This is a genomic window from Bradyrhizobium macuxiense (assembly GCF_007993935.1).
In the GTDB taxonomy this organism is placed as follows: domain Bacteria; phylum Pseudomonadota; class Alphaproteobacteria; order Rhizobiales; family Xanthobacteraceae; genus Bradyrhizobium; species Bradyrhizobium macuxiense_A.
Genome location: NZ_VITY01000032.1, coordinates 1 through 12,577, shown reverse-complemented (window position 1 = coordinate 12,577; position 12,577 = coordinate 1). Strand labels below are relative to the sequence as shown.

The following is a 12,577-nucleotide window of genomic DNA, read 5'->3' as shown; positions in this document are numbered from 1 at the left end:
GTTCAATCCGGCTTCTGTGAGGTCGCACGCACAACCGGGCGCGCGGCTCGCGCCCGCCACGCGACCTCACAGAACCCTCAAGATTCCCACAGCAGAAAGATGCTGAATCAATGCGTTCCGAACCGTTTTGATTCGAAGCGGGCTGATGGGTGTGAAGCGAGATGAGCTCAGCGAGGCGCAATGGGCTCGGATTGCGCCGATGTTGCCGGGCAAGGCGGGGGATCCCGGCCGCAGAGGTGTCGACAACCGCTCCTTCGTAAACGGGGTTTTGTGGGTTCTGCGATCCGGAGCCCACTGGCAGCACCTGCCAGAGCGCTATGGCTATAGTGGAAGAGCGTGCACGCGCGCTTCACCCGCTGGGCCAAGGCGGGTGTGTGGGAGAAGCTGTTCGCCGAACTGATCAAAGATCGCGACAACAAATATCTGATGCTCGATACCACTCCGGTTCGTGTCCACCAGCAGGCCGCGAGCGGAAAAGGGGGCTAAAACTCAGGAATTGGGGCGTTCCCGAAGTGGGTTGACTACCAAGATCCACATGCTCTGCGATGGTCTCGACCGGCCGCTGCGCTTCAAGCTCACCACCGCCCAGCGACACGACAACCTGACTGCAAAAGCCTTGCTCGAAGGCATCAAGGCCGAGGCCGTGCTCGCCGACAACAACGACCTGCGCAAGGCCATCACAGACATGAACGCCGAAGCGGCGATCCCCTCAACCCCGCGCTCGCAAGGCCCCCATTCCACACGACGAGGCGATCTACAAGCTACGCAACCGCATCGAGCGCTGCTTCAATAAGCTCAAGCACTTCCGACGCTTCGCCACTCGATTGACCGGAGGGCAGACTACTTCCTCGCCTTCGTCCACCTCGCCGCAATCTGTATCTGGCTCCGGTGAATGTGGATTCATCCTAGTCAAGGCTGGTTGCTACCGACGCGGCAGCGCATGATTCTCCGCAAAGTGTTGCTTGGCAATGGCGGCCGTCATGTCACTGCGAGACGCGGTTCAGCGAGGGCTGCAACGCTGACAATCCAGTTTCCCAGGCGACTGTCTACAACGCCTCAAAGCTGGACTGCTGCGCCGGATCGGCTCGACGAGATCACGGTCATTCTTTACCAACATCACCGCTCACCGCTACTGTGATGAGTACATTCTGCGATCCCCCGAGGCCGATCTCCCCCCGTTTGAGAACTGCCGGAGCGCCGTCCGGTCACAAAATCTCCCCCATCGACTTAAAAATTCTTCTTGTTGACGCGTGCGACATCGCGTGACGTCCTCAATTCGAATACCCGGTGACGTGGCAAAGATTTTCGATATGCTCGCGCTTCTCGCCGAAACATCGCGCAAAGTATTTTTGTTTTGAAGTATTTCTTCGAAAGATAGCGTTTTTCCAAGTTTATATGCGTTGGCGCGCTTTACATTTTCCGCGTCCTACTGATCGAGACAGGTACAATATGGGAGGTTGGTCACATAGAACCCCCAAATGGGAAAGTAAGAGCAACGGGTTGGCCACGAAGTATCGAAAATCGTCATATCGAGCGGCCAAGAGGAGGATGGTGCGTCCGCGTCAGGGGCCTCTGCGGCTGATTGAACTGATTGTATCCACGCGTCCTCAAAATCCTCAGAGGTCGGTCATCCCTCCGCCGCGGTTGGTTGAGTGTGCAACGCGGTTTAGGTATTCGCGAAACAAGCGCTTCGATAGAAGCAGGGATAGAAAAGTAGGAATGGGAACATGACTACCGTAGACGCTACATCGCACGGAATTGTTCTCAGGGAACATTTGCGGCCTCAGGTCAATATTGCAGCTCAAGAGGTGTCCGGAGCAAAGGGCGGCCGCGTCCAGTTGTCGAGGCTGACAAAGGATTACGACGGCTTTCGAGCGGTCGATGACGTGACCATCGACATTGCCCCTGGAGAATTCGTAACGGTGCTGGGGCCGAGCGGCTCCGGGAAAACAACGGTACTCATGATGATCGCGGGATTGGTGGAGCCCTCGGCAGGCGCGATTACGATCGGAGGACGCGATGTCACCCATCTCAGGCCACAGCATCGCAACCTTGGCGTCGTTTTCCAGAGCTACGCGCTGTTTCCTCACCTGACGGCTGCAGAAAACATTGCATTTCCCCTCAGGATGCGCCGCAAGGACGAAGCTGAAATCCGGCGAAGGGTCGAGGAGGTGCTCGATCTAGTGCGGCTGCCCAACGTTGCGCAGCGATTGCCGGGGCAACTCTCTGGAGGCCAACAGCAGCGAATCGCCCTTGCCCGAGCGCTTGTCTTCGATCCTCCGGTCCTGCTTCTCGACGAACCGCTGAGCGCATTGGACAAGAAGTTGCGCGAGAACATGCAGTTCGAAATTCGCGAACTCCATCGCAACCTGGGGGGCACGGTCATTAACGTTACACATGACCAGACCGAGGCTCTCGTGATGTCGGATCGTGTGATCATCATGCGCGACGGGCGGGTTGTGCAATCCGGTTCTCCGAGCGAGCTCTACGAGCATCCGAAATCAAGTTTTGTCGCCGACTTTCTCGGAACGTCTAACTTCCTGAAAGGCGAACTCGAGCTCGAGGAAGCGCAAGGCGCAGACGAATGGAGCCTAGTTACAGCTGGGGGATTGCGCTGCCGTGTTCCCGAACCGGTGCAGGGATCGAAAGGCCGGGCGCACTTGATGCTTCGACCGGAGCGCATCGTGCTCAATGACTCTGCAGCCACGGAAGAACGTTTTGAGGGGCGCGTCGCGCAGATCGCCTACACAGGAAATATCATCCGGTACCGTGTAGCCCTCAATGACCGAGATGTCATTGAAGTCACGTTGCAGAACAAACCCGGGCATGTGCCGCAAGTCGATATCGGTAGCCAAGTGACGGTTGGCTGGAGCTTGGAAGACGTCCACATCTTCCTTGAATCGACAATTAAGCAATGCGTCACCCGAAAGAAACGGTGACTCCGGCACCGGATAGGCACACGCAATCCAAGCGACCGAAAGTACGAATCACACTCACCTCAACAAAGCAATGTTTTCGCGCGCAATCCATCGTATTGGTGTCGTCAGCCTCTTGATCCCAGCGGCGCTGCTCCTTCTGCCGCTCTACCTCTACCCTTTGGTCCAGATCGTATCTCGCAGCTTCGGAGGTCAGGGTTGGTCGATTGCCAACTATCTTGAGCTGTTCAGCGACCCAGTCATCCTGCGCGTCCTGTATCACACTTTTCGGTTTGCACTCATCATCGCGCTGCTTTGTCTCCTCTTGGGTTACCCACTCGCATATGCGATGCGCATTGTGTCGGATCGAACAAGACGGACCGTGACACTCCTTATCCTCCTACCGCTCTGGACAAGCTCTCTCGTGCGCGGCTTTGCTTGGATTGTGATACTTGGCCGCAACGGCATTGTGAATACGGCACTGACCGATCTCGGGATCATTGATGAGCCGCTCAAGCTGGTCTACAATAAAATGGGCGTATACGTCGGCATGGTGCACATCATGTTGCCGTTTATGGTTCTGTCGCTCTACAGCACCCTGAGCCGAATGGACCTGCGCCTGCTGTCTGCTGCGGAAAGTCTCGGCTCGCGACCCATTTCAGCTTTCTTCTGGATTGTGTTGCCCTTGAGTATGCCGGGAGTGCTCGCTGGCGCTCTCTTGGTATTCATGTCTTCGGTTGGAATGTTCGTGATACCCGCGCTGCTGGGCGGCCTCTCGGACATCACCTACATCATGCTCATTGAAAAACAAATCAACGAACTGAACAACTGGGGATTGGCGGCTGCGATGTCGGTGTTGTTGATTGTAACGACCGGCGTTCTTACAGCGCTCTACGAGCGGACACTCAACATCGAAACATCGGCCGGAATCCTCGGGCAGGTAGTGCGCCACGTCTTTCAACGCGGACCAATCCACCTCCTTGTCTGGCGCGAGCGACTTCTGGCAAAGCTTTTCCCAATGCACGCATCCCAACTGGCGACAGGTAAACAATCTGCCCACCTCGGATCGCGCCACCTGTTTGTAAAGTGCTGCTCTTGGTGGGTACTTGTTTGGCTCGTGGCCCCACTCGCTGTGCTCTTTCCACTTGCGTTTTCGGGTGCGGCATATCTACATTTCCCTCCGCAGTCGTACTCGATTCGCTGGTTCGAGAACTTTTTCTCACGTGACGATTGGATCACGCCGACGATCACAAGCCTCAAAGTCGCAATTCTTGCTACAATTGGCGTGATTGTGATCGGCGCCCCGGCTGCATATGCGATCGTGCGCGGGCGGTTTCCAGGCAAAGGAATTATCACCGTAATTCTCATCTCGCCAATGATCGTGCCGGTCCTAATCTTTGCGATCTCGTTGTATGCCATCTACGTCCGCTTCAATTTGCTTGGGACTGTAGGCGGACTCGTTCTGGCTCACATTATTCTCGCACTTCCATACGTCCTGGTCACCGTTTCGGCTGGTTTGAAAAGCACAGATGAATCACTTGAAGCTGCGGCTCTGACGATGGGTGCGAGTCCTGTACGTGCCTTCTGGTTCGTCACGCTGCCCGTGCTGCGTCCTGCCGTTATTTCCGCTGCTTTTCTCGCATTCCTCGCTTCATTCGACGACGTGATTCTGGCGCTGTTCCTTTCGGGCACAAGCGCCAAGACGCTCCCCGTGAGGATGTGGGAAGGAATTCGATATGAAATTGATCCAACTATCGCGGCGGTTTCGGTGATGCTCATCCTGATTGCGATCGGACTCAAGTTCGCCGCGGAACGGCCGGTTAAAAGAGGCGCCAAATCAAACATTGCAGAGTATTGCGGTCGTGCAAACCGCTGAGGGAATCAAGGGATGACAGGCACAAATCGAGGCACTCGCCGAAAGCCCCGAAATGGAGGAGTTGCAACTGCTGACCTTGCCCCACTGACTTAATCCGGTTGAAGTTCGCTCTGGCCCATATGAGGACCAGAGCATGAAGCGAAATCGCTTTTCGGAAGAGCAGATCATCGAGATATTGAAGGAGCATGAGGCCGGCGTGCCGGTTGCCTATCTGTGCCGCAAGCACGGTGTCAGCGATGCCAATATTTACAAGTGGAAGCCCTCATTCGGCGGGATGAAGTTGTCGGAGGCCAAGCGGCTGAGGTCGACTGCGGCCACATCACCATTAGATACAAGGCAAGCCGAGTGGAGGATACTGCCCTTCACCAACGCAAGAGGGCGATCGCCGAGGTGCGCCGTCGCTTTGGCCATCGGCGCCCGCATGTTCTGCTCAAGCGGGAGGGCTATCTGGTCAACCACAGGAACTTCTTCCGGCTCTACCGGTAAGAGAGTCTTGCGACACGCCGCCGCGGCTGCCGCAAGCGGGCCATTGGGACCCGGGCGCCGATGATGGTGCCGATGGCCCCCAACGAGCGCTGGTCGCTCGACTTCGTGTCGGATCAGCTCACAGATGGTCGCTGCTTCGCATCCTGACCGTGGTCAATGATTGCCCCCGCGAGTGCCTGGCGCTGGTGGCCGACTACCTCGCTCCCGCGTAGCACGGGAAACTGGTGGTGATCGAGCGCGGCAAGCCCAAATGGTAGTCAGCGACAACGGTACTGAACTCATCAGGAACGGCTATTCTGACATGGACCGATCAAAGCCACGTCGCCTGGCATTGCATCACGCCAGGCAAACCGATCCATAACAACCTCGTCGAGAGCTTCATGTATAGACGGGCCCGCGGATGCAAGGGATTTCAGCAGCACTTTGGATACCGGTCGAGTGCGTTCATGTATACGGCCTGTTAGTGCGACCGATGCCTTGGCCGCTGGCCCTGATGGAGATAGCGGATCGCGGCTTCATCAACGGGTCGCGCTTGTTGCGCTTAAAGCTCGATCCCCGGCTCCGCCGGTATCCATCATGCTGTCATGTGCCCTCACACCATAAGGTGGCCAACATACGCGGAAAGTCAGGCCGCGAGCTTAGGCCGGTCGTCATCATCGCCCAGACGATCCGGGCCAACTTGTTGGCAACGGCGATGGCGACGAGCATGGGCCGACGCCATCCAAGCAGGGCTTCGATTCAACCGCGCCTCCAACCCGGAAGCGTGCCTTGGGTATCGAACGACGTTACGTGCTCCGATGACAAGCAAATGCCCGAGATAGGTATCGCCCTGTTTCGTAATCCAGCCGAGCCGATCCTTCTCGCCGGTGGAATTTTGCTTAGGCGTCAGGCCCTCCTTCAGTTGGTTCACAAGAACGGCCAGTGCGATACGGGCATGGGCCGGTAGCGTCAGCCCCTCGTCTTCCAACAGGTCCACCAGACCATCCTCCCGTTGCCGGCCTTGCCCGACAATGATTCCGAACTCAGCAAAGTGAGCTCTAATGGCGCAGGCTGTCATGGTTCATTGGCGGACCAGTAAGCCTCTTGCACGATGAAGAATCAAGAATCCTTGGTTCTCGACGCTCTTGATTGGAACGAACCGCATATTGGGACGGTTGACCGCTTCGCAGATCGCAGCCGCGTCAGCGGCGTCATTCTTGGCTCCTCTTCGTAGTAGAGTCGAGGAAAGGCGCGGTGACGCGTTGATGCGCGCTCCGTTTCCTCTCCCACCGGGTCGCCGGAGGCAGTTGCCCGCCTCCGGCTCCCACAGAACGTAGCGTGCGGATTTACCGCACTACGCTCTTCGACAGTTGATTCACAGCACTGCAAGAGCCTGCAACTCCGCATATGGGAGGCGCAGCTTTGGTTTCAGTAGCGGCGTCCGTTCTTTGATCTGGTTGAACATGCCCCAGTTGAGGGCTCGTCCTGCCCAGCTGCGGCTGCGCAACATCCGATGCCAGTAACGCTGCACGGCACGGTACACCTTTACGAGACACCGAAGATTTCCGGCGACCCCGTAATAAGCTTAGTGGCCGCGCAGGAAGGCGTTGATTTCGCCGACCTGGTCACTGATCGCGTGATGTCGTATTTGCCGCATGAGCTCCTGCAGAGACGTAAGGCTGCGCCGCAAGCGAGATTTCTCGGTGCGCATCCCAACCTTGAAGTTACCCTTCTGGTTTCGCGTGCAATACAGCGTCAGGCCCAAGAAGTAGATGGTCTCCGGGCGCTTTCTGCCGCGTTTGCCCGCTGCGCGAACCGACCAAACTCAACCAATTTGGTCTTGGTCGGTTCAAGAGTGAGGCCGAACTTTCCCAACCGAAGGCGTAAGGCGTCCTGAACACGGATAGCGTCCGATCGATATTGGAAGCAGATCACAAAGTCATCGATATAGCGCACCAGCCGGGCTTCGCCCCGCAACCGGCTCTTCACCACGCGTTCGAACCAGAGGTCGAGCACATCATGCAGATAGAGGTTGCTCAAAAGTACGCTGATCGATCCCCCTTGCGGTGTTCCTTCCTCGTTCGGATGGACCTTTCCATCTTCCAAGACACCCGCTTTCAGCCAGCGCCGGATCAAACTGATCAGGCGTGGATCACCGACTCGATGCGCAACAAATCGGAGAACCCAATCATGATTGAGACTCCCGAAGAAGTTCTTCAGATCCGCCTCCAGCATCCAACCCATCTTGCCGCCGGCGATGGCCTCATTGAGGGTCGCCAAGGCATGATGAGCGCTGAGCTTTGGCCGGCCACCGAATGAGCAGGGCAGAAAGTCCCGCTCATAAATGGCAGACAGTACTTCGGCCGTACTGCGCTGGAGCGCCCGGTCGGCGACAGTTGGCACGCCAAGTGGCCGCTTTTCCGTCTTGCCGGGCTTGGGGATATAGACCCGCCGAATATCCGGCGCTCTATATCCTTGACGGTGAATGGACTGGAGCATCGGCTCTATCCATCCATCGAAGCTCTTCTTCGCCGCCTCCACCGTCTGACCATCCACCCCTGCGGCCGACGACTTCGGAATCTGTGACAGACTCCTCCACACGCGGTCGCGCGAGATGAGATGTGCCAGCGACGTGAAGCGGAGTTTCGGTTCACATCGAGCTTTCGCTGCTATCTGTTCAAGTTTCGTTTCCATGGTCAGCTGATCTTCTCTTTGCATAGAAGGCCGTGTCTCCCGTTGAATGGAGCCCATGTTGCCCACGAACAATTCACCTGCCGCTGACCGCTTCCCGATGTGGCCGGCTCTCCCGTCCTCCGAGTACTATCAGTCAGTATGACTTCCACTCGGCCGTCAGGCCTCCCTCACCTTGTCGGCTTGTCGGGCCCTACAAACTTGCGTTTGAACCGAATGAACCTCCCTTGTTCCCGTTGATCCCCTTGGTTGCATGCCGGCGGTACGAACCCCGGGAGCCCTCCGGCCACTCGCTCTGGCGCGGCCTGATATTTCGCCTTCCCCTTTGAGCGATAGGGTCGGCTACTCCGATCACGTTCGATTTCGGGGCTATTTTCCCGTTCACTTCATTCCGGCTTACAACCTCCCTGTCTACGCTTCGCAACGGCCGTTACCGGACGCCACGCAAGACTCGGTTCGCGGCTGCTCGCTAGGCTTTACCGCGGCCGCCATCTCAAGCGGCAGAGTTCAACGCGCTTTCAAGGCGCAACGCTCATCAAACCAGACGTGCGGTTTTCCCGCATCCGGGTTTCCGACAGGCTTCATCACGAGGCGCACGTCGGCGACACTTTGCGCACGCGGTTCAGCACAAGCACGCCAGGGTTCCCATAGATCTCATGAGAAAATCGTCTGACGCCGCGGGCGGGCGTATTACGTCGTCTGAGCAGAAAGGCGAGCACGCGGTCGAAGACGTGTCGATCAACGGCCTGATGGGGCGTGGCAAGGGAACCATAGCTGAAGTAAGCGGACCAGCCGCCCAGAAGGCGGTTCAGTCGTGCTTGTACTCGGGCCAAACGCCCTTGTTGCCCGGCGTCAGCAGCTCGCTGACCTTCCTCTTGATCCGCAGCACACTTTCTTGGACGGAGCCGCGCCAAGATACCACCGTCCCCCCAATGGGGCGTTCTTCACCGAGGTTTTCGCCTCGTTGAGTGTCAACCCGAGCATTAGTCATCACCGCTCTCGTCCACGTCAATGCCTCCTCCGCGTGGCCGCGGCTGAGAATGACGAAGTCGTCGGCATAGGAGATGACGTGCGCCCGGAATGCTTCACGCCGACCGCTAAGACGCCAAAGTTTCAGGAATCGATTCATGTGAATGACGGAGAGCAGCGGACTGATAACACTGCCCTGCGGCGTGCCGCGTTTGTTGCTCTTACCGCCACTCATGTGCGTTTCCCGTTGCTATCCCGCTCCTCGACTGGTGCTTGCAGCCAAGGTTGATCAGCCGCAGCACATTCCGGTCGACGATGCGTCGGGCCACCGATCTAGGGAGGTCCGAATGCGGGATCGTGTCGAAGTATTTCGACAGATCGGCGTCAACGACGTCCGTAGCCCCGGCACACAAGCCGGTGCAACTTCCTTGATGGCATCGACCGCGTTACGACGCGGGCGATATCCCAAAGCGCCGTCCTCAAAATCCGCCTCGAAGGTCGGTTCCAGCACGATCATTGCGGCAGCTTGGACGACCCGATCCCGGATTGTTAGGATACCGGGTGGACGTTCGCCGCCGCTGGGCTCCAGGATCATCACCCGCCGCACCGGATCAGGCTGGTTAGTCTTCGTGACGAGTTCATCACGCGGGCTGGCCAACTTCTGGCACATGCCGGCAAGAGCGGGCGGCGTGTCGTCGCCGCTTTTATTGCCACAGCGTCAGCGTCGCCCGGGACGATGCCGACGCCGCGAGAGCGCCGTGGCGGAAGGTCGCCGACCAGCTTCGCCCCAAGCCGCCCAAGCTCGCGGCCTTCTTGGATGAGGCTGAGACCGATGTGCTCGCCTATATGACACTCCCGCCCCAGCACCCGAACCAAGCTGCACTCGACCAACCCGATCGAGCGTCTCAACGGCGAGATCAAACGGCGGACCGAGGTGGCCGGCATCTTCCCCAATGAGGACGCCGTCGTTCGCCTCATCGGCGCGATCCTGCTCAAACAGAACGATGAATGGGCCGTCCAGCGCGCCCGTTACATGCCGCTGGAACCATCGCGCCTTTGAGCCATGATCCGACCGTCAGCCGGCTATCGCAAGCTGACCTGCCCAGCTCCTGCCGGCGAATACGGTGCCGCGCCAGCTACACCACGCCACGCAGGCACAATCTACCGCTATGCGCCGCCGTACCTCGTCGAATGCTCCTTCAGCAAGCGCAGCAGTTCCGTCAGATCGCAACCCGCTAGGGGATGACCGCTCGAAATTACCTAGCCATCGTAACCATCGCCGCAATCGTTCTATGCCTGCGATAAGGTCCACACGACTTAGCCCCGTTTGATTTGGTAGCTGCCCAAGCGAGGTAGCCGGTGGTTTACTTCGTTTGGACTAAGAGTCGCTCGAGCGGCCCGTCAGATTTTGTGCAAAACCTCCAGTTCGGCCCGATGCTGCCAAGCCTCACTGTTGAGCGGGTACAGCTGAGCGGTTGGCTACATATCCTTGGCAAATTAGAATGGAGAATGAAATGCAACAGCAGATCGCTCCCACGGATGGTGGTCACCTGAGTGGACAGTTTCGGAACACCGCCCACGCGATCAGTGAGAGCCGGCCATATTTCGATGCACCCCAGATGGTTGATCTCATGGCCGTCCATGGACAATCCACGACCGGACGTACCATTGCTTGGGGCAACGGTCCGCCAGAAAGCCGTCCACAGGTTATTGACTTCGTGCGATGCTCCTACCTGGGTCTCGACAATCATCCGGTGATCGTCGCCGGAGCGATCGACGCGATCGAGGCGCATCGGTCGTTGCATTGCTCCTGCGCCCGGACACGACTCAATTTCGATCTTCTGGGGGAACTTGAACAAATCCTCTCTGAGATTTTCTGCGCGCGCGTCCTCGTCTTTTCCAGTGGCATGCTCGCCAATCTGGGCGCAATGCCCATCCTTGCTTCGGGTCAATTGACGGGCGGCAGGAAGCCAGTCGTCGTGTTCGATCAGTTTGCACACATCTCCCTCGCTTGCCACAAGCCGGTGGTGGCTGATGAAACGCGGGTGGAAACGATCGTACACAACGACATCGACGCTCTCGAATGCTTGTGTCGTGAAAATCCGGTGGTCGTCTATGTATGTGATGGTGTTTACTCTATGGGTGGCTATTCGCCGATCAAGGAACTGCGCCAGTTGCAGGAGCGTTATGGGCTCTTTCTCTACATCGACGATGCTCACGGCATATCGATCTTCGGACGCCAAGGTGAAGGATTTGCACGCTCTCAGTTTCCGGAAGCGCTCGGTGACCGAACGATCATAGCAGCCTCGCTGGCTAAGGGATTCGGTGCATCGGGCGGAGTATTGATGCTTGGAGTGGCGGATCACGAGGTGTTGTTTCGACGATACTCCCTTCCGTATACGTTTTCAGTGGCACCCAATCTCGCAGCGGTTGGTGCGGCGCTTGGGTCGTGCAAAATTCACCGCTCGGCAGAACTTGGCCAGCGGCAGCGGCGACTGGCGCAAAGCATCCACCTCTTTGACCATCGTATCGCGACCGCCGAACAAGGCAATTCAGTTCCGATCAGAACTATCACCATCGGATCGGAGGCCAATGCGATTGCAATCGCAAAAGCGCTTCTCGATCGCGGCTTCTATACCTTGGTGACGTTCTTCCCAACGCTCGGGCAAGAAAGGGCGGGAATTCGGGTGTGCGTTACAGCGGAGCATGAGGTTCGCGATATAGAGCGGCTGTGCGACGTCATCTTGCAAAAAATAGCCGAAATAACGGGAAAGCCCTACCCTCTGAGGTGATGTAATGATTCAGCGGATGATTTCATGGAGCTTTCAGTAGGACGAAGATGCTGTCAGCTGGTGCGTACGGGAAGAATGGAAGCCTACCAAACTTCGAGCCATTGTAACGGAGCGCATATCTGCCCAACTGAGATGCGGACTGGTCCTCGTTCAGCTTTGGCTCAAAGGAGTCGCAGTCGGGACATTGGGGCGAGGTCTTTTGACTTGGTATTCCGCCTGTTCTTGAGCGCTTGCACAGCTGTTTTGACCCGAAAGCTGGGCACTACTTTGGCAGATTTATTTGTGCTGCGGCTTTTCACGGTCGTCTGCAAGATGGGCATCGGTGGGATGGCGGTCGAAGAATGAGATCGGACGATGGCGCGGCGTACGGCCGGCACACTTGGCTGAGGCGGGGGTTCGTTGATTCTTTTTTCCGCCGGAGGCAAGGCAAGAACGCATACGCGATCATGGTCATGAGTGCGTGACGATGAAGGCCTCGCCAAGATCGTCCCTCAAAGCGATCAAGCCCCAGTTCGTTTTTCAACTGCTGATGCGCCTGTTCGCAGATCCATCGAGCCTTGAGGTGGCTAACGTGCGCAGGTCTGTCGCGGCCGCAGATTGGCGAGATAGTATTTCTTCTCCCCTGAGGTCCTGTTTTTACCAGCTTCCTCGCTGGGAAGATGTTGCTGGCCTTTATCCTTGATCCGCTGCGGTGGACCATCGGTGATCCGCATTCGAAATGGCGGCAAAGCGGGCCTTTTGGTCCCGGTTCGCCAACTCACAGTTTGCCACTTGTGTAGAAGTTTCGACTTACTCTTACGGCATGGTTCGAAACTGGCAGGGAACGGAGCTGCGGGCGAGCAGGAGCGCTCACCCTAACGGGCGCTCCC

6 protein-coding genes and 5 pseudogenes are annotated in these 12,577 nt (G+C 57.5%); 6 read left to right on the top strand and 5 right to left on the bottom strand.

The genetic code is table 11. The features are described from left to right. Nucleotides 1–151: 151 nt before the first annotated feature. The 4 genes and pseudogenes from FBZ93_RS40130 to FBZ93_RS41675 all read left to right on the top strand — a co-directional run. A pseudogene (locus FBZ93_RS40130) lies at nucleotides 152–892 on the top strand (IS5 family transposase). Between the two features lie 835 nt (nucleotides 893–1,727). Further along, complete coding sequence (locus FBZ93_RS40125) at nucleotides 1,728–2,939, top strand: ABC transporter ATP-binding protein (RefSeq protein ID WP_146993195.1); 1,212 nt, start codon at nucleotides 1,728–1,730, stop codon at nucleotides 2,937–2,939. 70 nt (nucleotides 2,940–3,009) lie between these two features. Further along, on the top strand, nucleotides 3,010–4,791 hold the full coding sequence (locus tag FBZ93_RS40120) for an ABC transporter permease subunit (RefSeq protein WP_146993194.1): 1,782 nt from the start codon (nucleotides 3,010–3,012) through the stop codon (nucleotides 4,789–4,791). A 133-nt stretch (nucleotides 4,792–4,924) separates the two neighbouring features. Continuing rightward, nucleotides 4,925–5,657: pseudogene (locus FBZ93_RS41675) on the top strand (transposase); the annotation flags it as partial. Nucleotides 5,658–5,859: 202 nt separating this feature from the next. On the opposite strand, the pseudogene FBZ93_RS40110 reads toward FBZ93_RS41675, so the two are convergent. From FBZ93_RS40110 to FBZ93_RS41665, 4 genes and pseudogenes are all read right to left on the bottom strand, one after another. Next, nucleotides 5,860–6,487: pseudogene (locus FBZ93_RS40110) on the bottom strand (transposase); the annotation flags it as partial. 524 nt (nucleotides 6,488–7,011) lie between these two features. Further along, on the bottom strand, nucleotides 7,012–7,950 hold the full coding sequence (locus FBZ93_RS40105) for a reverse transcriptase domain-containing protein (RefSeq protein ID WP_246667864.1): 939 nt from the start codon (nucleotides 7,948–7,950) through the stop codon (nucleotides 7,012–7,014). Nucleotides 7,951–8,531: 581 nt separating this feature from the next. Beyond that, the gene (locus tag FBZ93_RS41670) at nucleotides 8,532–8,780 is read right to left on the bottom strand and encodes a group II intron maturase-specific domain-containing protein (protein WP_246667863.1); all 249 of its coding nucleotides are present in this window, start codon (nucleotides 8,778–8,780) and stop codon (nucleotides 8,532–8,534) included. Then, nucleotides 8,756–9,151 (bottom strand): reverse transcriptase domain-containing protein, encoded by a 396-nt coding sequence (locus tag FBZ93_RS41665; protein ID WP_246667862.1) that lies wholly within the window; start codon nucleotides 9,149–9,151, stop codon nucleotides 8,756–8,758. The genes FBZ93_RS41670 and FBZ93_RS41665 overlap by 25 nt, the downstream gene beginning before the upstream one ends. A 423-nt stretch (nucleotides 9,152–9,574) precedes the next feature. Between FBZ93_RS41665 and FBZ93_RS40095 the strand changes: the two are divergent. Then, nucleotides 9,575–9,996: pseudogene (locus FBZ93_RS40095) on the top strand (transposase); the annotation flags it as partial. Between the two features lie 434 nt (nucleotides 9,997–10,430). Beyond that, nucleotides 10,431–11,708 carry an aminotransferase class I/II-fold pyridoxal phosphate-dependent enzyme gene (locus FBZ93_RS40090; protein WP_246667861.1) on the top strand — a complete coding sequence of 426 codons (1,278 nt, stop codon included), beginning with the start codon at nucleotides 10,431–10,433 and terminating at the stop codon, nucleotides 11,706–11,708. Nucleotides 11,709–11,992: 284 nt separating this feature from the next. Here the strand turns inward: FBZ93_RS40090 and FBZ93_RS40085 are convergent. Next, nucleotides 11,993–12,481 (bottom strand): annotated as a pseudogene (locus tag FBZ93_RS40085) (transposase); the annotation flags it as partial. Nucleotides 12,482–12,577: the final 96 nt, after the last annotated feature.